This window comes from Streptomyces sp. NPDC057002, assembly GCF_042673825.1.
GTDB lineage: Bacteria > Actinomycetota > Actinomycetes > Streptomycetales > Streptomycetaceae > Streptomyces.
In genome coordinates this window covers 292,168-316,198 of record NZ_JBHURZ010000009.1, presented here as the reverse complement: position 1 = coordinate 316,198, position 24,031 = coordinate 292,168, and the positions used below count along the sequence as shown (strand labels likewise).

18 protein-coding genes are annotated in these 24,031 nt (G+C 69.4%); 12 read left to right on the top strand and 6 right to left on the bottom strand.

What is annotated here, in order from left to right; all coding sequences use genetic code 11:
- Window position 1: 1 nt before the first annotated feature.
- The 3 genes from glpK to ACFT32_RS36805 all read right to left on the bottom strand — a co-directional run bounded on the left by glpK (window position 2) and on the right by ACFT32_RS36805 (window position 3,482).
- Window positions 2-1,540 (bottom strand): glycerol kinase GlpK, encoded by a 1,539-nt coding sequence (glpK, locus tag ACFT32_RS36815; RefSeq protein WP_382497861.1) that lies wholly within the window; start codon window positions 1,538-1,540, stop codon window positions 2-4.
- Between the two features lie 107 nt (window positions 1,541-1,647).
- A complete protein-coding gene (locus tag ACFT32_RS36810; protein ID WP_382497860.1) occupies window positions 1,648-2,442 on the bottom strand; it encodes an MIP/aquaporin family protein in 795 nt (264 codons plus the stop codon).
- A gap of 266 nt (window positions 2,443-2,708) precedes the next feature.
- Window positions 2,709-3,482, bottom strand: a complete 774-nt coding sequence (locus tag ACFT32_RS36805; RefSeq protein WP_382497859.1) for an IclR family transcriptional regulator — start codon at window positions 3,480-3,482, stop codon at window positions 2,709-2,711.
- A gap of 316 nt (window positions 3,483-3,798) precedes the next feature.
- Between ACFT32_RS36805 and metH the strand changes: the two genes are divergently transcribed.
- From metH to ACFT32_RS36785, 4 genes are all read left to right on the top strand, one after another.
- Complete coding sequence (gene metH, locus ACFT32_RS36800) at window positions 3,799-7,314, top strand: methionine synthase (RefSeq protein ID WP_382497857.1); 3,516 nt, start codon at window positions 3,799-3,801, stop codon at window positions 7,312-7,314.
- 126 nt (window positions 7,315-7,440) lie between these two features.
- Window positions 7,441-8,142, top strand: a complete 702-nt coding sequence (locus ACFT32_RS36795) for an HAD family hydrolase (protein ID WP_382497856.1) — start codon at window positions 7,441-7,443, stop codon at window positions 8,140-8,142.
- Window positions 8,143-8,550: 408 nt separating this feature from the next.
- Window positions 8,551-10,155 carry an ABC transporter substrate-binding protein gene (locus ACFT32_RS36790; protein WP_382497854.1) on the top strand — a complete coding sequence of 535 codons (1,605 nt, stop codon included), beginning with the start codon at window positions 8,551-8,553 and terminating at the stop codon, window positions 10,153-10,155.
- 108 nt (window positions 10,156-10,263) lie between these two features.
- Window positions 10,264-11,847 carry an ABC transporter substrate-binding protein gene (locus ACFT32_RS36785; protein ID WP_382497852.1) on the top strand — a complete coding sequence of 528 codons (1,584 nt, stop codon included), beginning with the start codon at window positions 10,264-10,266 and terminating at the stop codon, window positions 11,845-11,847.
- 71 nt (window positions 11,848-11,918) lie between these two features.
- Here the strand turns inward: ACFT32_RS36785 and ACFT32_RS36780 are convergent, their stop codons facing one another.
- Together ACFT32_RS36780 and ACFT32_RS36775 are read right to left on the bottom strand one after the other, a co-directional pair.
- Complete coding sequence (locus ACFT32_RS36780; protein WP_018570356.1) at window positions 11,919-12,590, bottom strand: response regulator transcription factor; 672 nt, start codon at window positions 12,588-12,590, stop codon at window positions 11,919-11,921.
- A gap of 14 nt (window positions 12,591-12,604) precedes the next feature.
- Window positions 12,605-13,603, bottom strand: coding sequence for a PD-(D/E)XK nuclease family protein (locus ACFT32_RS36775; protein ID WP_382497850.1), 999 nt, complete (start codon window positions 13,601-13,603; stop codon window positions 12,605-12,607).
- A gap of 199 nt (window positions 13,604-13,802) precedes the next feature.
- On the opposite strand from ACFT32_RS36775, the gene ACFT32_RS36770 reads away from it, so the two are divergent.
- From ACFT32_RS36770 to ACFT32_RS36760, 3 genes are all read left to right on the top strand, one after another.
- Window positions 13,803-15,413: a site-2 protease family protein gene (locus ACFT32_RS36770; protein WP_382497849.1), complete on the top strand. Its 1,611-nt coding sequence runs from the start codon at window positions 13,803-13,805 to the stop codon at window positions 15,411-15,413.
- A 40-nt stretch (window positions 15,414-15,453) separates the two neighbouring features.
- Window positions 15,454-16,356, top strand: a complete 903-nt coding sequence (locus ACFT32_RS36765; protein WP_033311897.1) for a tRNA (adenine-N1)-methyltransferase — start codon at window positions 15,454-15,456, stop codon at window positions 16,354-16,356.
- 367 nt (window positions 16,357-16,723) lie between these two features.
- Window positions 16,724-17,302, top strand: a complete 579-nt coding sequence (locus tag ACFT32_RS36760; protein WP_382497847.1) for a hypothetical protein — start codon at window positions 16,724-16,726, stop codon at window positions 17,300-17,302.
- Window positions 17,303-17,361: 59 nt separating this feature from the next.
- Here the strand turns inward: ACFT32_RS36760 and ACFT32_RS36755 are convergent, their stop codons facing one another.
- Entirely contained in the window at window positions 17,362-17,667 is a 306-nt protein-coding gene (locus ACFT32_RS36755) for a ferredoxin (protein WP_382497846.1), read from the bottom strand.
- A 246-nt stretch (window positions 17,668-17,913) separates the two neighbouring features.
- On the opposite strand from ACFT32_RS36755, the gene arc reads away from it, so the two are divergent.
- The 5 genes from arc to prcA all read left to right on the top strand — a co-directional run bounded on the left by arc (window position 17,914) and on the right by prcA (window position 23,817).
- Entirely contained in the window at window positions 17,914-19,680 is a 1,767-nt protein-coding gene (gene arc, locus ACFT32_RS36750) for a proteasome ATPase (protein ID WP_215122496.1), read from the top strand.
- Window positions 19,681-19,914: 234 nt separating this feature from the next.
- Window positions 19,915-21,426 carry a depupylase/deamidase Dop gene (gene dop, locus ACFT32_RS36745; RefSeq protein WP_382497845.1) on the top strand — a complete coding sequence of 504 codons (1,512 nt, stop codon included), beginning with the start codon at window positions 19,915-19,917 and terminating at the stop codon, window positions 21,424-21,426.
- Between the two features lie 178 nt (window positions 21,427-21,604).
- Window positions 21,605-21,823, top strand: a complete 219-nt coding sequence (locus ACFT32_RS36740) for a ubiquitin-like protein Pup (protein ID WP_252553352.1) — start codon at window positions 21,605-21,607, stop codon at window positions 21,821-21,823.
- Window positions 21,824-22,158: 335 nt separating this feature from the next.
- Window positions 22,159-23,004, top strand: a complete 846-nt coding sequence (prcB, locus tag ACFT32_RS36735; protein ID WP_382497843.1) for a proteasome subunit beta — start codon at window positions 22,159-22,161, stop codon at window positions 23,002-23,004.
- Between the two features lie 60 nt (window positions 23,005-23,064).
- Entirely contained in the window at window positions 23,065-23,817 is a 753-nt protein-coding gene (gene prcA, locus ACFT32_RS36730) for a proteasome subunit alpha (RefSeq protein WP_382497841.1), read from the top strand.
- Window positions 23,818-24,031: the final 214 nt, after the last annotated feature.

Sequence of the window (24,031 nt, the reverse complement as noted above, 5' to 3'; positions counted from 1 at the left end):
CTTACTCCTCGTCCTCGAGCCAGCCCATGGTCCGCTCGACGGCCTTGAGCCAGCTCTTGTACTCACGGTCGCGGATTTCCGCGTCCATGCGGGGGGTCCACTCGGCGGCCCGGCGCCAGTTGGCGCGCAGGTCGTCGGTGCTGTTCCAGAAGCCGACGGCGAGGCCGGCGGCGTAGGCGGCGCCGAGGCAGGTGGTCTCGGCGACCATCGGGCGCACCACGGGGGCGTCCAGGAAGTCCGAGAGCGTCTGCATCAGCAGGTTGTTGCTGGTCATACCGCCGTCGACCTTGAGGGCGGTCAGCTCGACGCCGGAGTCCTTCGTCATGGCGTCGGCGATCTCCCGCGTCTGCCAGGCGGTGGCCTCCAGGACGGCGCGCGCGAGGTGCGCCTTGGTGACGTACCGGGTCAGGCCGGCGATCACACCGCGGGCGTCGGAGCGCCAGTACGGGGCGAACAGGCCGGAGAAGGCCGGCACGAAGTAGGCGCCGCCGTTGTCCTCGACCGAAAGGGCGAGGGTCTCGATCTCGGCGGCGGTGGAGATCAGGCCCATCTGGTCGCGCATCCACTGCACCAGCGAGCCGGTGACCGCGATCGAGCCCTCCAGGGCGTAGACCGTGTCCTGGTCGCCGATCTTGTAGCCGACGGTGGTCAGCAGGCCGCTGTACGAGTTGATGATCTTGTCACCGGTGTTCATCACCATGAAGGTGCCGGTGCCGTACGTCGACTTGGTCTCGCCCTCGGAGAAACAGGTCTGGCCGAACAGGGCCGCCTGCTGGTCGCCGAGCGCGGAGGCGACCGGGATGCCGCCGAGCAGGTCGCCCAGCTTGCCGCCGGTGATCTCGCCGTAGACCTCGGCGGAGGAGCGGATCTCGGGCAGGACCTGCTTCGGGACGCCGATCGACTCGCAGATCTTGTCGTCCCACTGCATGGTGTGCAGGTTCATGAGCATCGTGCGGGAGGCGTTGGTGACGTCCGTGACGTGCTTGCCGCCGTCGACACCGCCGGTCAGGTTCCAGATGACCCAGGTGTCCATGGTGCCGAAGAGGATGTCGCCCGCCTCGGCGCGCTCCTGCAGGCCGTCGACGTTCTCGAGCAGCCAGCGGGCCTTGGGGCCGGCGAAGTAGGAGGCGAGGGGGAGGCCCGTCTCGCGGCGGAAGCGGTCCTGGCCGACGTTGCGGCCGAGCTCGCGACAGAGGGCGTCGGTGCGGGTGTCCTGCCAGACGATGGCGTTGTGGACGGGCTCACCGGTGTTCTTGTCCCACAGCACGGTCGTCTCGCGCTGGTTGGTGATGCCGATGGCCTTGATGTCGTCGCGGGTGATGCCGGCCTTGGCGATGGCCCCGGCGACGACCTCCTGGACGTTCGTCCAGATCTCGGTGGCGTTGTGCTCGACCCAGCCCGGCTTCGGGAAGATCTGCTCGTGCTCCTTCTGGTCGACGGACACGATCCGGCCGTCGCGGTCGAAGACGATGCAGCGGGAGGAGGTCGTGCCTTGGTCGATGGCGGCGATGAAGGGGCCGGCGGTGTGCGCGTCGGTCACTGTGTGCTCCTGGAAGTTCCGTGTTTATGGGGCTTTACGTACGGCGCGTGCTGAGAGTTTCGCAAGGCGCGGGAATACTGCTGCTCCCGCGCGAGGATCACTTGCTCCTAAGCGAATGCGACGTTGTAGATGCCTGCCGCGATGGCGCCGCCGATCAGCGGACCCACCACGGGGACCCAGGCGTAGCCCCAGTCGGAGCCGCCCTTGTTGGGCAGCGGCAGCAGGGCGTGCACGATACGCGGACCGAGGTCACGGGCCGGGTTGATCGCGTATCCCGTCGGGCCGCCGAGGGACAGACCGATGGAGACCACCACGAGCGCGGTGATCAGGGCGCCCAGGGTGCCCAGGCCGTTGCCCTTGTCGTTCAGGCCCTGGGTGAGCACGGCGAGCACCAGCACGACGGTGCCGATGATCTCCGTGGCCAGGTTCTGCCAGGCGACCCGGACCTCGGGCCCGGTGGAGAAGACGCCCAGCACGGGGCCGGCGCCCTGCTCCTGGGCTTCGACGGCCTTGGCCGCGGTGTCCTGCGCACCCGGACCGCCGACGATCTCGCGGTCGGTGAGGTGCGCGTGGAACTGACCGTAGTAGGCGATCCAGACCAGAGCGGCACCGATCATGGCGCCGAGGACCTGTCCGGCCCAGTAGACCGGGACGTTCTTCCAGTCGCCGTCCTTGATGGCGAGCGCGAGCGTCACGGCCGGGTTCAGATGGGCGCCGGAGAGCGGCGCCGTCGTGTAGACCGCCGTGAGCACCGCGAAGCCCCACCCGAAGGTGATGGCGAGCCAGCCGGCGTTACGGGCCTTGGAAGCCTTCAGTGTGACGGCGGCGCAGACTCCGCCGCCGAGGAGGATGAGTATGGCGGTACCGATGGTCTCGCCGATGAAGATGTCGGAGCTGGACACCCGCGACTCCTTTGTCCTTCGTCCAGGGGGGAAGTTCGATACCGGCCTGGCGTTGTCCCACTCTAGCGCGTATTGCCGGTAGCTGTTCGACAATGTCGACCGATGGACGGGAGTCTTGCTTCGGGGTTACGAGCACGTCAAGGGCTCTGTTGGCGAAAATACGATCGTTACTGATCGCTGCCCGTTCTGCGGGTCGCCGACGCCCGTGATCGCGGACATGCCGAGGACCGGAACGCCGTACGACGCCCCGGTCCCGCTGTGTCCCGTCAGAACCGCCCGGCGCCCAGGTCCCGCGACACCGCGCGGGCGCAGTCCCGGACGGCCGCGATCAGTTCCGGCCGAACCGCGCCCTCCTCGTCGGACCGGCACAGCCGTTCCACGGCGCCGGTGATGCCGACCGAGCCGACGGGCATGCGCCGCCGGTCGTGGATGGGCGCGGCGAGGGAGGCGACGCCCTCCCAGGTCTCCTCGACGTCCGCCGCGTAGCCACGCGCGCGGGTGAGGTCGAGGAGGTGCTCGAAGTCCTCCGGATCGCACACGGTCCGGTCGGTGAACGCCTTGCGGTCGTTCTCCAGGGCCTCGCTGTGCGCCACCGGGTCGTAGGCGGACAGCACCTTGCCCAGGGCCGTGGAGTGCAGCGGCTGCATGGCCCCGATCTCCAGGACCTGCCGGCTGTCGTCGGGCCGGAAGACGTGGTGCACGATCAGCACGCCCTGCTGGTGCAGGACGCCCAGATAGACGCTCTCGCCGCTGGAACGGGCCAGGTCGTCGGCCCACACCAGGGCGCGCGCCCGCAGTTCGTGCACATCGAGGTAGGTGGTGCCGAGGCGCAGCAGCTCCGCGCCCAGCTGATAGCGCCCGGAGGCGTCGTCCTGCTCCACGAAACCCTCCTGCTGGAGCGTGCGCAGGATGCCGTGGGCGGTGCCTTTGGCCAGGCCCAGCGACGAGGCGATGTCCGACAGGCCGAGCCGTCGCTCGCCGCCCCCGAGCAGCCGCAGCATCGCGGCCGCCCGTTCGAGCGACTGGATGTTCCGTGCCATCGCCGTACTGCCTCCGTCCCCTTCGACCGCCGACAAGCGGCACCACAGCCCTTGTTCGGCAATGTCGAACACTACCGGTCGATGCCGACCTCTCGCTAATGGCCGGACGCCATTTGTTGCGTCACGGGCGGTTCAGGTCCGGGTTCATCGGACGCACAAGGGCCGGCCCGGCGCCATCGGCGTCCGCCCCGTGGACGCGGTGCCCATCCAAGCCGACTCCCGGTTACGCTGGCGCGGTGCGCCCTTCCACGGATGCCTAGCGGATGTCCGGGAAGCCGCAAAGCCGACAGCCGTCGCATCCGAGGGAGCCCTTTACATGGCCTCGTTGCCGCTGACCCCTTCCGCTGACAGCCGGACCCGCGTGTCCGCCCTCCGAGAGGCCCTGGCCACCCGTGTGGTCGTGGCCGACGGTGCCATGGGCACCATGCTCCAGGACCAGGACCCCACGCTCGAGGACTTCGAGAATCTCGAGGGCTGCAACGAGATCCTGAACGTGACCCGGCCGGACATCGTCCGATCCGTCCACGACGCGTACTTCGCGGTGGGCGTGGACTGCGTCGAGACCAACACCTTCGGCGCCAACCACACGGCCGCGGCGGAGTACGAGATCTCCGACCGCGTGCATGAGCTGTCCGAGGCGGGCACCCGGATCGCCCGCGAGGTCGCCGACGAGTACGCCGCCCGGGACGGCCGGCCGCGCTGGGTGCTCGGCTCCGTCGGCCCCGGCACCAAGCTGCCCACGCTCGGCCACGTCTCCTACGCCACCATCCGCGACGGCTACCAGGCCAACGCCGAGGGCATGCTCGCCGGCGGCGCCGACGCGCTGCTCGTGGAGACCACCCAGGACCTGCTCCAGACGAAGGCGTCCATCCTGGGCGCCCGCCGGGCCATGGAGGCCACCGGCGTCGATGTGCCCCTGCTGTGCTCGATGGCCTTCGAGACCACCGGCACCATGCTGCTCGGCTCCGAGATCGGCGCGGCGCTGACCGCGCTGGAGCCCCTCGGCATCGACATGATCGGCCTGAACTGCTCCACCGGCCCCGCCGAGATGAGCGAGCACCTGCGCTATCTGACGCGCCACTCGCGCATCCCGCTGCTGTGCATGCCGAACGCCGGCCTGCCGATCCTGACCAAGGACGGCGCCCACTTCCCGCTCGACGCGGAGGGCCTGGCCGACGCCCAGCAGAACTTCGTCCAGGACTACGGCCTGTCCCTGGTCGGCGGCTGCTGCGGCACCACCCCCGAGCACCTGCGCCAGCTGGTGGAGCGCGTCCGGGACCTCACCCCGACCGAGCGCAGCCCGCAGCCCGAGCCGGGCGCCGCCTCCCTCTACCAGAGCGTGCCGTTCCGGCAGGACACCTCCTACCTGGCCATCGGCGAGCGCACCAACGCCAACGGCTCGAAGAAGTTCCGCGAGGCCATGCTGGACGCCCGCTGGGACGACTGCGTGGAGATCGCCCGGGAACAGATCCGCGAAGGCGCGCACATGCTCGACCTGTGCGTCGACTACGTCGGCCGCGACGGCGCCGCCGACATGGAGGAGCTGGCCGGCCGCTTCGCCACCGCCTCCACCCTGCCGATCGTGCTGGACTCCACCGAGATCGACGTCATCCAGGCCGGCCTGGAGAAGCTCGGCGGCCGCGCGGTGATCAACTCGGTGAACTACGAGGACGGCGACGGCCCCGAGTCCCGCTTCGCCAAGGTCACCCGCCTCGCCAAGGAGCACGGCGCCGCCCTCATCGCGCTCACCATCGACGAGGAGGGCCAGGCCCGCACCGCCGAGAAGAAGGTCGAGATCGCCGAACGGCTCATCGACGACCTGAACGGGAACTGGGGCATCCACGAGGAGGACATCCTCGTCGACTGCCTGACCTTCACCATCTGCACCGGCCAGGAGGAGTCCCGCAAGGACGGCATCGCCACCATCGAGGGCATCCGCGAGCTGAAGCGGCGCCACCCGAAGGTGCAGACCACCCTCGGCCTGTCCAACATCTCCTTCGGCCTCAACCCGGCCGCCCGCATCCTGCTCAACTCCGTCTTCCTCGACGAGTGCGTCAAGGCGGGCCTGGACTCGGCGATCGTGCACGCCAGCAAGATCCTGCCGATCGCCCGGTTCAGCGAGGAGGAAGTCCAGACGGCCCTGGACCTCATCCACGACCGCCGCGCCGAGGGCTACGACCCCCTCCAGAAGCTCATGCAGCTGTTCGAGGGCGCCACCGCCAAGTCCCTCAAGGCCGGCAAGGCCGAGGAACTGGCCGCCCTGCCGCTGGACGAGCGCCTGAAGCGGCGCATCATCGACGGCGAGCGCAACGGCCTGGAGGCCGACCTGGACGACGCCCTCCAGGAGCGCTCCGCCCTCGACATCGTCAACGCGACCCTGCTGGACGGCATGAAGGTCGTCGGCGAGCTGTTCGGCTCCGGCCAGATGCAGCTCCCGTTCGTCCTCCAGTCCGCCGAGGTGATGAAGACGGCCGTCGCCCACCTCGAACCGCACATGGAGAAGACCGACGAGGCCGGCAAGGGCACCATCGTCCTGGCCACCGTCCGCGGCGACGTGCACGACATCGGCAAGAACCTCGTCGACATCATCCTGTCCAACAACGGCTACAACGTCGTCAACCTCGGCATCAAGCAGCCGGTCTCCGCGATCCTGGACGCCGCCGAGGAGCACAGGGCCGATGTCATCGGCATGTCCGGGCTCCTGGTCAAGTCCACCGTGATCATGAAGGAGAACCTGGAGGAGCTGAATCAGCGTGGACTGGCGGCGAACTTCCCGGTCATCCTCGGCGGCGCCGCCCTCACCCGGGCCTACGTCGAGCAGGACCTGCACGAGATCTACCAGGGTGAGGTCCGCTACGCCCGCGACGCCTTCGAGGGCCTGCGCCTGATGGACGCCCTGATCGGCGTCAAGCGGGGGGTGCCGGGAGCGAAGCTGCCCGAGCTGAAGCAGCGCCGCGTCCGCGCCACCGCCGCCGCCGTGGTCGAGGAGCGCCCCGAGGAGGGGCACGTCCGCTCCGACGTCGCCACCGACAACCCCGTCCCCGAGCCGCCCTTCCGGGGCACCCGCGTGATCAAGGGCATCCAGCTCAAGGAGTACGCGAGCTGGCTCGACGAGGGCGCCCTGTTCAAGGGCCAGTGGGGCCTGAAGCAGAACCGCGCGGGCGACGGCCCCTCGTACGAGGAGCTCGTCGAGACCGAGGGCCGGCCCCGGCTGCGCGGCCTGCTGGACCGGCTCCAGACGGAGAACCTGCTGGAGGCGGCCGTGGTCTACGGCTACTTCCCGTGCGTCTCCAAGGACGACGACCTGATCCTCCTGGACGACCGGGGCAACGAGCGCACCCGCTTCACCTTCCCGCGCCAGCGCCGTGGCCGCCGCCTGTGCCTGGCCGACTTCTTCCGCCCGGAGGAGTCCGGCGAGACCGACGTCGTGGGCCTCCAGGTCGTCACCGTCGGCTCGCGCATCGGCGAGGAGACCGCCCGGATGTTCGAGGCCAACGCCTACCGCGACTACCTCGAACTGCACGGGCTGTCCGTGCAGTTGGCCGAGGCGCTCGCCGAGTACTGGCACGCGCGTGTGCGTTCCGAACTCGGCTACGCCGGCGAGGACCCGGACGAGATGCAGGGCATGTTCGAGCTGAAGTACCGGGGCGCCCGCTTCTCCCTCGGCTACGGCGCCTGCCCCAATCTGGAGGACCGCGCCAAGATCGCCGACCTGCTCCAGCCGGAGCGCATCGGCGTCCACCTGTCCGAGGAGTTCCAGCTGCACCCCGAGCAGTCCACGGACGCCATCGTGATCCACCACCCGGAGGCGAAGTACTTCAACGCCCGCTGAGCCGCCTCACCGGGCACACGGGCCAGAAGAGGCGCTTCGTCCGCGCACGACGTAGACTGGTCGGTCCACCGCAGGCCGGTTCCCCTCGTGGGAGCCGGCCTGAACGTCCCTCAAGGAGGTACGTGGATGACCAGTACGGTCCCCGCGCTCGGAACCCGCACGGCCGAGGGCTCCGCCCTGCAGGCGGTGCTCCTCGACATGGACGGCACCCTGGTGGACACGGAGGGCTTCTGGTGGGAGGTCGAGGCCGAGGTCTTCGCCTCCCTCGGCCACACGCTCGACGACTCCTGGCGCCATGTCGTGGTCGGCGGCCCCATGACCCGCAGCGCGGGGTTCCTGATCGAGGCCACCGGCGCCGACATCACCCTCGACGAGCTCACCGTGCTGCTCAACGACGGCTTCGAGGACCGCATCGACCGCGCACTGCCGCTGATGCCGGGCGCCGGGCGGCTGCTGGCCGAGCTGTACGAGTACGAGATCCCGACGGCCCTGGTCTCCGCCTCGCACCGGCGCATCATCGACCGGGTGCTGACCTCGCTGGGCGCGCACCACTTCCGTCTGACGGTGGCCGGTGACGAGGTGCCGCGCACCAAGCCCCACCCGGACCCGTATCTGGCGGCCGCCGCCGGACTCGGCGCGGACCCGGCCCGGTGCGCCGTCATCGAGGACACCGCGACCGGAGTCGCCGCCGCCGAGGCCGCGGGCTGCCAGGTCGTGGCGGTGCCCTCCGTGGCCCCCATCACCCCGGCCCTCCGCCGTACGGTCGTCACCTCCCTCGAAGAGGTCGACCTGACATTTCTGCACGGTCTGATGACGGAAATGCGCTAGCCGTTCACCCAGCGTGCAGCGGAGTTAAGGCGGCAATTTCGCAGATGAATTCGACCGTCTCCGGGTGATCTCCGGGCGGTCGAATTACCGTACTCCGGAACCCGTTTGCAGTGTGACGTTCCCCACGCGGCCAGGGGTCGACAGAGGGTCCGGCGTGTGCCGTGGGGGGCTGTTGACGTGCCCTTGTGTCCCGATTGGTGGAACGCTGCACCAAAGCTTCCACCATCGGGTTTTCGGTGTGTCCGCGCCCGGTTCCGCAGCGTGATGAGGGCTCAACTCCGGTCGCTGCGAACCTTCCTGCCGGCCCCGACTAATCTCGTTGCGAGAACATCGCCCCACCCCCGTGATCCGCTGCGCCACCCCTGCATGCCGGGTACACGGAGTCGACAGCTCTGGAGAAACTCGAGCATGAACCGCAAGACTTTGGTGCTGCCGGCCGTGATCGGCCTGCTCGCGCCGGTGCTCGCCGCCTGCGGCGGGTCCGACAGCGGGAGCGATGACGGCGGCGCGATCGTCGTCGGCACCACGGACCGGTTCACCGCCTCGAAGGACGCCCCCGCACCCCTCGACCCGGCGTACGCCTACGACGTAGGCACCTGGAACATCCTGCGCCAGACCGTGCAGACCCTGATGATCCAGCCGCGCGGCGAGGGCGACCCGGTGCCTGAGGCGGCCGAGAGATGCGGCTTCACCGACACGGGCAACGAGCGCTACGCCTGCACCCTGCGCGACGGCCTGAAGTTCGCGAACGGCGACCCCGTCACCGCGTCCGACGTGAAGTACTCCATCGACCGCGCCCGCTCCCTCAAGGCCGACAGCGGTGTGTTCGCGCTGCTGTCCACCATCGACACCGTCGAGACGCAGGGCGACCAGGACGTCATCTTCCATCTGAAGACCGCCGACGCCACCTTCCCGTACAAGCTGTCGACCCCGGTCGCCGGCATCGTCCACCCCGACGACTACCCGAAGAACAAGCTGCGCGACGGCTTCGACCTCGAAGGCTCCGGCCCGTACACCCTCAAGGCCGACGTCGAGAACGACGAGCTGGTCAAGGCCGAGTTCACCCGGAACCCCGACTACAAGGGGAGCCTGAAGGTGAACAACGACAAGGTCGACATGGTCTCCTTCAAGGACACCGACGCCATGGGCGAGGCGATCGACAAGGGCGACATCGACCTGATGACCCGCACCATGTCGCCGGACCAGATCCGCAAGCTCTCGGGTGACGCGGACACCGGCATCGACCTCGTCGAGATGCCCGGCCTGGAGATCCGCTACCTGGGCTTCAACACCGACGCCCCGACCGTCGAGTCCAAGGCCGTGCGCCAGGCGATGGCCCAGGTCGTCAACCGCAGCGAGCTGGTCTCCAAGGTCTACGGCTCCCAGGCCGAGCCGCTGTACTCGCTGGTCCCGGCCAGCGTCACGGGCCACTCCAACTCGTTCTTCAACAAGTACGGCGACGCCGACGTCACCAAGGCCCGCTCCCTGCTGAACCAGGCGAACGTCACCACGCCGGTGAAGCTGACGCTGCACTACACGACCGACCACTACGGTCCGGGCACCAAGAAGGAGTTCGAGGTCCTGCGCGACCAGCTGAACTCCAGCGGCCTGTTCGACGTAGCTATCAAGGGAACGCCGTGGGACACCTTCCGCCCGGCCGAGAAGAAGGGTGAGTACGACGTCTACGGTATGGGCTGGTTCCCCGACTTCCCGGACGCCGACAACTTCCTCGCGCCGTTCCTCGACAGGGACAACACCCTTGGCTCGCCGTACGACAACAGCCAGATCCGCAACACCCTGATCCCGGAGTCCCGCCGCGAGGCGGACCGGTTGTCCGCCTCCACCAGCCTGACGGACATTCAGGACATCGTCGCCTCCGACGTGCCGGTGCTGCCGCTGTGGCAGGGCAAGCAGTACGTCGCCGCGCGCGACGACATCACGGGTACCGCCTACGCGCTCAACTCCTCTTCGACGCTCCAGCTGTGGGAGCTCGGCAGAGGCGTGAGCGGCTGACGCACCCGATGGAACCCCGGGGCCTGTGACCACGGCCCCCGGGGAACCGTGCCCCGGAGCCAGGGACATGCTCCGGGAGTTCTCGAGAACCGACGACAAGGCACACACGTGAACATACGCAAGCAGTGGCCGGTCCTGCCGGTCGTGGCGGGGCTCGCCTCCGGCCTGCTGACCGGCTGCGGCTCGGAGACCGGGGACTCCGCGGGGGAGGGCTCCAACGTGGTGGTGGGGATGTCCGACGACATCCTGGCCACCGATCCGGCCTCCGGCTACGACCCCGGCTCCTGGCTGTTGTTCAACAACGTCTTCCAGTCGCTGCTCAGCTTCCCCAAGGGCGCCACGGAACCGCAGCCCGAGGCAGCGGAGAGCTGCGCCTTCACCGACACGCAGAGCTCGGTCTACCGGTGCACGCTGAAGGACGGCCTCAAGTTCAGCAACGGTGACGCCCTCACCTCGGAGGACGTCAAGTTCTCCTTCGAGCGGATGCTGAAGATCAACGACCCCGACGGGCCCGCGATCATGTTCCCCACGCTGGACGAGGTCGAGACCCCGGACGATGCGACGGTCGTCTTCCACCTCAACACGTCCGACGCCACCTTCCCCAGCAAGATCGCGTCCGGCGCCGGCTCCATCGTCAACCACGACGAGTACGACGCGGGCAAGCTGCGCAAGGACGGCCAGGCCGTCGGCTCCGGCCCGTACAAGCTCGACTCGTTCGACGACGGCCAGGCCGTCTTCTCCGTCAACGAGAACTACAAGGGCACCGCCAAGGTGAACAACACCGGTGTGACGCTCAAGTTCTTCGACGGCGACCAGACCGCCCTGAAGCAGGCCGTCCAGAACGAGGACGTCGACATCGCCTACCGCGGCCTCACCGCGGGCGACATCGCCGACATGGAGAAGGCCGACGACGGCACCGGCACCGAGGTCGTCGAGGGCAGCAGCGCCGAGGTCCAGCACCTGGTGTTCAACATGGACGACCCGGTCGCAGGAAAGGTCGGCGTACGCAAGGCCATCGCCCACCTGCTCGACCGCGAAGCCCTCATCAAGGACGTCTACCAGGGCACCGCGACCCCGCTGTACTCGATCATTCCGGCCGGTGTCGCGGGCCACAACACGGCCTTCTTCGACACCTACGGCGCCCGCCCCTCCCGGTCCAAGGCGGCCGACGCGCTGCGTTCCGACGGCATCACCGGCAAGGTGAAGCTGACCCTCTGGTCGACCCCGTCCCGCTACGGCCCCGCCACCGACCAGGAGTTGACGGCCATCGCCGGCCAGCTCAACGCCAGCGGCCTGTTCGACGCGGACGTCAAGTCGGTCTCCTTCGCCCAGTACGAGAAGGACATCGCGGCCGGCAAGTACGGCGTCTACGTCAAGGGCTGGGTGCCCGACTACCCGGACGCCGACAACTTCACGGCCCCCTTCTTCGGCAAGGGCAACGTGCTGGGCAACAACTACGACAACGACACCATCACCGGCACGCTCATCCCGAGCACCGCGGCACTGACCAACCGCGCCGCCACCGACAAGGAGTTCGGGGAGCTGCAGGACATCGTCGCCGACGAACTCCCCGTCCTGCCGGTGTGGCAGGCCAAGCAGTACGCGGTCGCTCGCGAAGGTGTCTACGGACTGGAGTACTGCCTCGACGCGTCGACCGTGTTCCGCTTCTGGGAGCTCAGCAAGGACGCGTGACGCACCTCGTGCGAAGAGGGCGCCCCCTGCCTCGGCAGGGGGCGCCCTCTGTTCGTCCGTCGCGGGACCGCCTACTGCGCGCCGGGGCGCACCAGCCCGCTCTCGTACGCGTACACCGCGGCCTGCACCCGGTCGCGCAGGCCCAGCTTGGTCAGCACGTGCCCGACGTGCGTCTTGACCGTCGTCTCGCTGACGAACAGGTCGGCGGCGATCTCGGCGTTGGACAGTCCGCGCGCCACCAGCTTCAGCACCTCGACCTCGCGGTCGGTGAGCGTGTGCAGAGTGTCCGGCACCGGCTCGTCACCGGAGGGCAGATGCGTGGCGTACTTGTCGAGCAGCCGGCGCGTGATGCTCGGCGCGAGCATCGCCTCGCCCGCGGCCACGACCCGGATCGCCTGCACCAGCTCGTTGGCCGGGGCGTCCTTCAGCAGGAAGCCGCTGGCACCGGCGCGCAGCGCCTCCACCACGTACTCGTCGAGGTCGAAAGTGGTCAGCACCAGCACCTTCGCCGGGCCGTCCCGCTCGGGGCCCGTGATCTGCCGGGTCGCCTCCACACCGTCCATCCGCGGCATGCGGATGTCCATCAGGACCACGTCGGGCTGCAGGGCCCGCACCTGGTCGAGCGCCTGGAGGCCGTCTCCGGCCTCGCCGACGACCGCGATGTCCTGCTCGGCCTCCAGAATCATCCGGAAGCCCGTGCGGAGCAGCGGCTGGTCATCGACCAGTAGGACGCGGATGGCCACGTAAGTCTCCTTCGCTAGTCCGGCCCCATTCTGCCCTGCGCGGGCCCGCCGGACTCCGCCGCCCTCACCGGCAGCGGATACGGCGGGGGAGTACCCCCGAACTCCGGGCAGTGGGCCTGGTGGTCGCACCAGCCGCACAGCTTCGTGGGGCGCGGCCGCCAGTCGCCCGTCTCCGTCGCCAGCCGGATCGCCTCCCACAGCGCCAGCAGCTTGCGCTCGACCCGCTCCAGGTCGGCGAGGACCGGGTCGTACGTCAGCACCTGACCGCTGCCCAGATACACCAGCTGGAGCCGCCGCGGCACCACGTTCTTCAGCCGCCAGACCACGAGGGCGTAGAACTTCATCTGGAACAGGGCGCCCTCGGAGTACTCGGGCCTCGGTGCCTTCCCCGTCTTGTAGTCGACGATCCGGACCTCGCCCGTGGGGGCCACGTCGACCCGGTCGATGATCCCGCGCAGCCGCAGCCCGGAGTCCAGCTCGGTCTCGACGAACAGCTCCCGCTCGGCCGGCTCCAGCCGGCTGGGGTCCTCCAGTGAGAACCAGCGCTCGACGAGCTGCTCCGCCTCGCCCAGCCAGCGCGCCAGCCGCTCGCCCTGCGGATCGTCCGCGAACAGCTCCACGACCTCCGGCCGCGACTCGCGCAGCCGGTCCCACTGGCCCGGGATCAGCGACTTCGCCCGTGGTGCCGTGCGCTCGGCCGCCGGGGCGTCGAAGAGCCGCTCCAGGACCGCGTGCACCAGCGTGCCCCGGGTCGCCGCCTCGCTGGGCTTCTCCGGCAGCCGGTCGATGACCCGGAAGCGGTAGAGCAGCGGGCACTGCATGAAGTCGCTCGCACGCGAGGGGGACAGCGCCGAGGGCGGTATGGCGGTGGGCGCGGTCACGGCCGCGGTCACGGGCGCCGTCTCCACCGTCGTCTCGATGACCGCCTCCACGGACCCGGCCGGGACCGGCGGATCCACCGCCGCGGCAGGGCTGCTGTCGGGCTGCGCCGCGCCCTCGGTGCTCGTCTCCATGCCCCAGACCATACGGCCCGCCACTGACAGTGACCCAGCCACGGTCGGGCCGTGTGCGACGCCGGGAGCCGGGAAGGGAGGGGAGGGACGGGGAAACACAGGGGTGCCGGGGCGGAACGCACCCCGACGGACGCATACCATCGACTCGAGACCCTCCCGGCCGGCAGGCGCGGGGGACGCTTCGAACGAGGGGACACCGGTGGACGAGAGCGGCGGGCGCGGGCAGCCGCGGTCCGGCAACGACGAGTCGGCCGAGCGCCGCACAGGGGCACCGGCCCGGGCCACCGACCCGACCCCCGCCGACGAACAGCCCGTGGACGGACGGCGTTTCACCCCCGAACGGCCCGACGACGCCCCGACGGCAGGCCCCACGCCGACGCAACCGACCGGGCCCGAGGACGACTCCGCCGCGGACCAGGACTCTCGCTCGGCCGAAGGAGACGGTCCGTCGCTGCGGAAGCCCGGCTCGACGGGTGACCCCGCGACCGGTCAGAACGCCGGTGCGACCCCGCCCCCGGACCCCGGCGCCACGGACCGCGGGCAGCAGCCCTCCACTCCTGACCCGGACAGCCGTACAGAGCACGCCGCGCCCGGCGCCGGCGACCGCCCCCTCGCCCAATCCGCCGACGGCAAGGGACCCGCCCCCCAGCGGCCTCCGGAGCCCCGGGGCGGCCTGCTCATGGGACGGCCCTTCGGGGTGCCCGTGTACGTCGCGCCCAGCTGGTTCCTCGTCGCCGCGCTGATCACCTGGGTGTTCGGCGGGCAGCTGGAGCGCGTCCTGCCCGAGCTCGGCGCCGCCCGGTACCTGGTCTCCCTGTTCTTCGCGGTCGCCTTCTACGCCTCCGTGCTCGTCCACGAACTGGCCCACACCGTCGCCGCCCTCCGCTTCAAGCTCCCGGTCCGCCGCATCCAGCTCCAGTTCTTCGGCGGCGTCTCCGAGATCGAGAAGGAGGCCGAGACCCCCGGACGCGAGTTCGTGCTCGCCTTCGTCGGGCCCCTGCTCTCCCTCCTGCTCGCGGGCGTCTTCTACCTCGCCATGCAGACCGTGGACCCCGGCACCGTCCCGGGCGTCCTGCTGGCCGGCCTGATGATCTCCAACCTCATCGTGGCCGCGTTCAATCTCCTGCCCGGCCTGCCCCTCGACGGCGGCCGCATGCTCCGCGCGGTCGTATGGAAGATCACCGGCAAGCCGATGACCGGCACCGTCGCCGCCGCCTGGGTCGGCCGCGCCCTCGCCGTCTCCGTCCTCATCGGCCTGCCGCTGCTCACCCAGTCCGGCGCCCTCGGCTCCGAGGCCGTCGACAACGTCGGCATGGACACCGTCCTGGACGCCCTGCTCGCCGCCATCCTCGCCGCGATCATCTGGACCGGCGCGGGCAACAGCCTGCGCATGGCCCGGCTGCGCGAGCACCTCCCCGAGCTGCGCGCCCGTGCGCTCACCCGCCGTGCCGTCCCCGTCGAGACCCACACCCCGCTCTCGGAGGCCCTGCGCCGCGCCAACACCGCCGGCGCCCGGGCCCTGGTCGTCGTCGACGCCGACGGCAAGCCCCTCTCGCTGGTCCGCGAGGCCGCGATCGTCGGCGTACCCGAACACCGACGCCCCTGGGTCGCGGTCAGCGGCCTCGCCCAGGACCTCACCGACGGCATGCGGGTCTCGGCGGAGCTCTCGGGCGAGGAACTCCTCGACGCCCTCAGAGCGACGCCCGCCACCGAGTACCTCGTCGTCGAGGAGACCGGCGAGATCTACGGCGTCCTGTCGGCGGCCGACGTGGAGCGGGCCTTCGTGAAGGCCATGGCGAGGCCCAGCTGAGGTGGTCGGCACCCCCTCCGGGGACCGGTAGGCTGTTCACATGTCCGAACCGACCGGTGCCGCCCGCAGGCGCGGGCCCTTCAAGGTCGGGGACCAGGTTCAGCTGACCGACCCCAAGGGCCGCCACTACACGTTCACGCTCGAGGCCGGGAAGAACTTCCACACCCACAAGGGTTCCTTCCCCCACGACGAACTGATCGGCGCACCCGAGGGCAGCGTTGTCCGCACCACCGGTAACGTCGCCTATCTCGCGCTGCGCCCCCTGCTCCCCGACTACGTCCTGTCCATGCCCCGCGGGGCAGCCGTCGTCTACCCGAAGGACGCGGGGCAGATCCTCGCCTTCGCCGACATCTTCCCCGGCGCTCGCGTCGTCGAGGCCGGCGTGGGCTCCGGCTCGCTCAGCAGCTTCCTGCTGCGCGCCATCGGCGACCAGGGCATGCTGCACAGCTACGAGCGCCGCGCGGACTTCGCCGAGATCGCCCAGGCGAACGTCGAGCGCTACTTCGGCGGCCCGCACCCCGCCTGGCAGCTCACCGTCGGCGACCTCCAGGACAACCTGTCCGACGCCGACGTGGACCGCGTCATCCTCGACATGCTCGCCCCCTGGGAGTGCCTGGAGGCCGTCTCCAAGGCGCTCGTCCCCGGCGGCATCCTGTGCTGCTACGTGGCGACCACCACCCAGCTCGCCCGGACCGTCGAGTCCATCCGCGAGATCGGCTGCTTCAACGAGCCGAGCGCCTGGGAGTCGATGATCCGCAACTGGCACATCGAGGGCCTGGCCGTCCGCCCGGACCACCGGATGATCGGACACACCGGCTTCCTGCTCACCGCCCGCCGTCTCGCGGACGGCGTCGAGCCGCCCATGCGCCGCCGCCGCCCCGCCAAGGGCGCCTACGGCGAGGACTACGCCGGACCCAACGCCGACGGCGGCTCCGGCCGCTGAGGCGACCCGCCGCCGCACCCAACGCACAGGCGCTGTGGCGGAGTTCCCGGATCCACTCCGGAACTCCGCCACAGCGCCTGTGCGTTGTCTCTTCCGTTGTCCCTTGTGGCCGCAGCGGGTGAACCACGCCGCTCATCGGTTGACCTGACAGAAACACGACCGCGGCCCGCCCCGTCGACGCGATGCGCGCGGCAGCGGCCTGTGCCGAATCCGGCCCGCTGACACAGCGGCAGGAACCGTAACTCTTCTGACTTCCCCGGCACAGGACGCGCACACCCCGCCGTTCCCACGTGGTGTGACGTGTGGCACCATCTTGGCCATCCCCCCTTGGCCATCCCACCGGCACAGCCCTCAGGAGACACTCCTAGTGCAGCCTTCCGCCGTCCCGGAGCTCGCCCACACCCACACCCGTCCCATCCACTGGCTCGCCACCGCCACGGCCGTCGCCGGCGTCATGGCCCTCTCCTCGTTCCTGCAGCCGGGTGCGGCGACAGCGGCCCAGGCGGCCGCCCCCGAGACCGGAAGCGCTCCGGCGGCCGTCGCTCCGCCCGACCCGGCAGCGGTTACGTTCCCCATCGAGTGCGGCCCGGTGAAGGCCGTGGTGAAGAAGCGTGCTTCCGGAGACCTCGACGGCGACGGCTCCCCGGAGACGGTCGCCGTGGTCCACTGCGACTCCCCGATGGGCACCCCGCCGGACGGCGTCTACGTCCTCACCCGGGACGGCGACGGCGGCAAGCCGCGCGTGGTGGCGACCCTGCTCGCCCCCAAGGACGGCAACACCGTCAGTGACTTCGCCGTACGGCAGGGCGCCGTCACGGCCACGCTCTTCGGCTACTCGTCGGCCGACGTGCCGCGTTGCTGTCCCGACGTGAAGAGCGACGTGAAATGGCGTTGGCAGAACGGCGCGTTCGTCCGCTCGACGCCGTCAGGCGCTCGCAGCGTGTGAGGCCTGCGCGCCGGTGCGTGTGAGATATCAGACAGCAGTGACGGAGTGTGCGGAAAGAGTCACTCCGCGTCCGGACCGTAGACCTCGGCCCTGTCCGAAACTCGACGTACGTGGATGCACTCGCCCGGACACTCCTTGGCGGAGTCGACCACGTCCGTGAGAAGCGGCAGCGGTACGGGCGTTGTGGCGCCCTTGTCCTGGAGCAGCTCGTCGTCGGCGCCCTTCACATAGGCCAGACCGTCGATGTCCAGCTCGAACACCTCGGGCGCGTACTGGGCGCAGATGCCGTCGCCGGTACACAGGTCCTGGTCGATCCAGACCTCCAGAGCCTCGCCGTCGACCCCGGCCTCCTGCTGCACGCTCATGTCTCCTGCCGTTTCATGCGTCGAGCCGTATCGGGAATCCGGCCAGCTCTGACGGGTGTTGAACGCTTCGACCCTACCTCCGGCTGGGTTCCATTCATGTTCGGTGGGTATTCCCCTGGCGTGAGGGAGAGCGCAAGGGTGAAGATCGGACACACCCCGACCGTCTTTGTGATCTAGGGGTTTCAATCGACACCCGCCCAGGTAGGGTCTGGAAGCGTCCAGCTCCCCTTGGAGGAGGTGAGGACCGTGGCAGCCCACGACGACGACATGAACCGCGGCATCCGCCCGGGACGCGGGTCCGACGACCCGGCCGGGCAGATCGCCTACCTTGAGCAGGAGATCGCCGTCCTGCGACGCAAGCTCGCCGACTCTCCGCGACACACGAGGATTCTCGAAGAGCGGATCGTCGAGCTGCAGACCAATCTGGCCGGCGTGTCCGCGCAGAACGAGCGACTCGCCAACACGCTCCGTGAGGCCCGTGACCAGATTGTGGCCCTCAAGGAGGAGGTCGACCGGCTCGCGCAGCCGCCGGCCGGCTTCGGGGTCTTCCTGCAGGCGAATGAGGACGGCACCGCCGACATCTTCACCGGCGGCCGCAAGCTCAGGGTGAACGTCAGCCCCAGCGTCGAGCTCGACGAGCTCCGGCGCGGCCAGGAATTGATGCTCAACGAAGCGCTCAACGTGGTCGAGGCCATGGAGTACGAGAGCGTCGGAGACATCGTCACCCTCAAGGAGATCCTCGAGGACGGCGAGCGGGCCCTGGTGCTCGGGCACACCGACGAGGAGCGGGTGGTGCGGCTCGCCGAGCCGCTGCTGGACGTCACCATCCGCCCCGGCGACGCCCTCCTGCTCGAGCCCCGCTCCGGCTACGTCTACGAGGTCGTGCCGAAGAGCGAGGTCGAGGAGCTCGTCCTCGAAGAGGTCCCCGACATCGGCTACGAGCAGATCGGCGGTCTCGGCGGCCAGATCGAGGCCATCCGCGACGCGGTCGAGCTCCCGTATCTCTACCCGGACCTGTTCAAGGAGCACGAACTGCGGCCGCCGAAGGGCGTCCTGCTGTACGGGCCTCCCGGCTGTGGCAAGACCCTGATCGCCAAGGCCGTGGCCAACTCACTGGCCAAGAAGGTCGCCGAGGTGACCGGCCAGGCCGCAGGCAAGAGCTTCTTCCTCAACATCAAGGGCCCCGAGCTCCTGAACAAGTACGTCGGTGAGACGGAGCGGCAGATCCGCCTCGTCTTCCAGCGGGCCCGTGAGAAGGCCAGCGAGGGCACCCCCGTCATCGTCTTCTTCGACGAGATGGAGTCCCTCTTCCGCACCCGTGGCTCCGGTGTCAGCTCGGACGTGGAGAACACCATCGTCCCGCAGCTGCTCGCCGAGATCGACGGCGTGGAGGGCCTGCAGAACGTGGTCGTGATCGGCGCCTCCAACCGTGAGGACATGATCGACCCCGCCATCCTGCGGCCCGGCCGGCTGGACGTGAAGATCAAGATCGAGCGCCCGGACGCCGAGGCGGCCAAGGACATCTTCGGCAAGTACCTCACCGAGCGCCTCCCGCTGCACGGCGACGACGTCGCCGAGCACAGTGGCTCCAAGGCCTCCACGGTCCAGAGCATGATCCAGACGGCCGTCGAACAGATGTATGCCGAGTCCGAGGAGAACCGCTTCCTGGAGGTCACCTACGCCAATGGTGACAAGGAAGTCCTCTACTTCAAGGACTTCAATTCCGGCGCCATGATCGAGAACATCGTCGGCCGTGCCAAGAAGTCGGCGATCAAGGACTTCCTCGAGAAGAACCAGAAGGGTCTCCGCGTCTCCCACCTCCTCCAGGCCTGCGTGGACGAGTTCAAGGAGAACGAGGACCTGCCGAACACCACCAACCCGGACGACTGGGCCCGGATCTCCGGAAAGAAGGGCGAGCGGATCGTGTACATCCGTACGCTCATCACCGGAAAGCAGGGCGCGGACACCGGACGCTCCATCGACACGGTGGCGAACACCGGTCAGTACCTGTAAAAGGCAGGGCGGCTGCGGGTGCCCTCGGCGGGTACCCGCAGCCGACTGTTTTTCAGGCCACGGCTGGAGCAACGCAATGACGCAAATGATCTCCCCACCAGCGCAAAGGCGTTCTAGGCTCTTCCGTACCGCCGAGTCGCGCAGTGCGGGGACGGGCACCGCACACGCAACCGAGCGCCAGCGGTATCTGAGTGGCGCCCACGACCGAGGGTGCCGCCGGGCAAGGAGGGCCGCATGACCGTACGGCGAGTAATGGGCATCGAGACGGAGTACGGGATCTCCGTCCCCGGCCACCCCAACGCCAATGCCATGCTCACCTCGTCCCAGATCGTGAACGCCTACGCGGCTGCGATGCACCGGGCCCGCCGGGCTCGCTGGGACTTCGAGGAGGAGAACCCGCTGCGGGACGCGCGAGGCTTCGACCTCGCCCGCGAGGCCGCCGACTCCAGCCAGCTCACCGACGAGGACATCGGCCTGGCCAACGTGATCCTCACCAACGGTGCGCGGCTCTACGTCGACCACGCGCACCCCGAGTACAGCGCCCCCGAGGTGACCAACCCCCGGGACGCCGTCCTCTGGGACAAGGCCGGCGAGCGGATCATGGCCGAGGCCGCGGAGCGGGCCGCACAGCTGCCCGGGGCCCAGCCGATCCACCTGTACAAGAACAACACCGACAACAAGGGCGCGTCCTACGGCACGCACGAGAACTACCTGATGAAGCGGGAGACCCCCTTCTCGGACATCGTGCGCCATCTGACGCCGTTCTTCGTCTCCCGCCAGGTCTTCACCGGAGCGGGCCGCGTCGGTATCGGCCAGGACGGGCACGAGCACGGCTTCCAGCTCAGTCAGCGGGCCGACTACTTCGAGGTGGAGGTCGGCCTCGAGACGACGCTCAAGCGCCCGATCATCAACACCCGCGACGAGCCGCACGCGGACGCCGAGAAGTACCGCCGCCTGCATGTGATCATCGGCGACGCGAACCTCTCGGAGATCTCGACGTATCTGAAGCTGGGTACGACGGCTCTCGTCCTGTCGATGATCGAGGACGGCTTCATCGCGGTTGACCTGGCCGTCGACCAGCCGGTTCGTACGCTGCACCAGGTCTCGCACGACCCGTCGCTCAAGCGTCTGGTCACACTCCGTAGCGGCCGGACGCTCACCGCGGTCCAGCTGCAGATGGAGTACTACGAGCTCGCCCGCAAGTACGTGGAGGAGCGGTTCGGGGCCGACGTCGACGACCAGACCAAGGACGTCCTGTCGCGGTGGGAGGACACCCTCACCCGTCTGGAGCACGACCCGATGAGCCTGGCCGGCGAGCTGGACTGGGTCGCCAAGCGGGAGCTCATGGAGGGCTACCGGCGCCGGGACAGCCTCGACTGGGACGCGGCGCGGCTGCACCTGGTCGACCTCCAGTACGCCGACGTGCGGCCCGAGAAGGGCCTGTACAACCGTCTGGTGGCCCGCGGGCGCATGAAGCGGCTGCTGACCGAGGCGGACATCGAGCGGGCCCGTACGGCGCCGCCTGAGGACACCCGCGCGTACTTCCGCGGGCGCTGCCTTGAGCAGTACGCGGACGACGTCGCGGCGGCCTCCTGGGACTCGGTGATCTTCGATCTGCCGGGCCGCGACTCCCTGCAGCGCGTTCCAACCCTGGAACCGCTTCGCGGAACGCGTAATCACGTCAAGGAGCTCCTGGACCGCTGCCGCACGGCGGAAGACCTGGTCAGGGTCCTGTCCGGCGGATGATCGCGTTCAGTGGGTACTCGGGAGGAGACGGCCGGGCGGGGTGGAAAATCCCGGGCCCGGGAATCATCGAGGTGGTCCCCGTACGTTGGAGCAACTGCGGGGCCATTGTCAGACCCGGCGAGTAGGGTCTGATCTTGACCGAGCAACTGTGTCGGGCGAACCGAGCGGGGTGAGGGATATGGCGACCAAGGACACCGGCGGCGGACAGCAGAAGGCCACCCGGTCCACCGAGGAGGTCGAGGAGCAGGCGGCGGAGACGCAGGCTTCGGAGGACCTCAAGGAGCGTCAGGAGAAGCTGAACGACGACGTGGACTCGGTTCTGGACGAGATCGACGACGTCCTCGAGGAGAACGCCGAGGACTTCGTGCGCTCCTTCGTTCAAAAGGGTGGCCAGTAAGGCGCCTTTGCCTTCATTTCGAAGGTGAGCGGGTGCGGGTGACGGACGGGCGGAGCGCGGAGCGCTGTGCGCGGGGCGGTGAGTGACATGACGCCTCCGTGTGCGGCGCTCCGGGCGTCGATGGCGTCCGGAGCCCCGGGTGCCCCGCCGGTCGTGCGCGGCCGGCAAGTACGGCGTCGATCCGGTGGAGTTGGTCCCGCCGGACATGTGGATCACCGCCGAAGGACGGGTAGGGTCCGAGGCATACCGTGCCCCCGGTCGCAACCGGACCGGGGTTGTTCCAAGGATCGGCCCGACGTCACAGGGCGGGCTGTCGCATACGTGGAAGGAATCGCGTGGAAGCCAACACTCGTAGCACCGGGCGTCTACCAGCTGCCTTCCTGACGCCAGGGTCCTCCTCCTTCATGGACTTCCTGTCCGAGCACCAGCCGGAGATCCTGCCCGGCAACCGGCAACTGCCTCCCACCCAGGGTGTGATCGAGGCGCCGCACGGGACCACGATCGTCGCCGTGACGTTCCCCGGGGGCGTCGTGCTGGCCGGTGACCGCCGGGCGACGATGGGCAACGTCATCGCGCAGCGGGACATCGAGAAGGTCTTCCCGGCCGACGAGTACTCCGCGGTGGGCATCGCCGGTACGGCGGGTCTGGCCGTGGAGATGGTGAAGCTCTTCCAGCTGGAGCTGGAGCACTTCGAGAAGGTCGAGGGCGCGCAGCTGTCCCTGGAGGGCAAGGCGAACCGGCTGTCGACGATGATCCGCTCCAACCTCGGCATGGCCATGCAGGGCCTGGCCGTGGTGCCGCTGTTCGCGGGGTACGACGTGGGCCGCGACCGGGGCCGGATCTTCTCGTACGACGTGACGGGCGGCCGCTCCGAGGAGACGAACTTCGCGGCCACCGGCTCGGGCTCGATCTTCGCGCGGGGCGCCATGAAGAAGCTCTTCCGTGACGACCTGAGCGAGGAAGAGGCCACGACCCTGGTCGTCCAGGCCCTGTACGACGCGGCCGACGACGACTCGGCGACGGGCGGTCCCGATGTCGCCCGCCGGATCTACCCGATCGTCACCGTGATCACCGAGGACGGCTTCCGCCGGCTCGACGAGGAGGAATCCTCCGAGATCGCCCGCTCGATCCTGGCGCGGCGCCTTGAGCAGCCGGACGGCCCGCGGGCCGCGCTGCTCTAGACAGCGGCCGTTTCTTGTCAAGGTGATCCAGTGACTTCCACAGAAAGGGACGGATAACCGGTGTCGACGCCGTTCTATGTTTCACCCCAGCAGCAGATGGCCGACCGGGCGGAGTACGCCCGCAAGGGCATCGCCCGTGGCCGCAGCCTGGTCGTGCTGCAGTTTGCCGACGGCATCGTGTTCGTCGGCGAGAACCCGTCCCGTGCGTTGCACAAGTTCAGCGAGATCTACGACCGGATCGGTTTCGCGGCCGCCGGCAAGTACAACGAGTACGAGAACCTGCGGATCGGCGGGGTGCGGTACGCCGACCTGCGGGGTTACACCTACGACCGCGATGACGTGACGGCCCGTGGCCTCGCCAACGTCTACGCGCAGACCCTGGGCACGATCTTCTCCTCGGCGGCCGAGAAGCCGTACGAGGTGGAGCTGGTCGTCGCCGAGGTCGGGGAGACCCCGGAAGGTGACCAGCTCTACCGTCTCCCGCACGACGGCTCGATCGTGGACGAGCACGGCTCGGTCGCGGTGGGGGGCAACGCGGAGCAGATCAGCAGCTACCTGGACCAGCGCCACCGGGACGGTATGACGCTGGCCGAGGCCCTGAAGCTGGCGGTGCAGGCGCTGTCGCGCGACACCAACGGCAGTGAGCGGGAGATTCCCGCGGAGCGGCTGGAGGTGGCGGTGCTGGACCGTACGCGGCCGCAGAAGCGGAAGTTCAAGCGGATCGGTGGGCGTCAGCTGTCCCGGCTGTTGGGGGCGGAGGGAGACGGGGGCGCGGAGGACACGGCGTCCGAGGACGCCGAGGACGCCGAGTAGCTCGGCACGATCGTCACGGCGCGCGTCCTGGCTGCTGTTGCGGCCGGGGCGCGCGGTCTTTATGCCTGCGGCGCCTGTGCGGGTGGGGTGGGGGTGCGCGTAGCGCCATCTCGCCGGGGGTGGGTCGGGGGCGCGCCCGGGGGGGGGGGGGGGGGGCCCCGCCCCCAGGGGGTGGGGCCCCCCGGGCGGTGGCGTTAAGCCCCACACCCGGCCG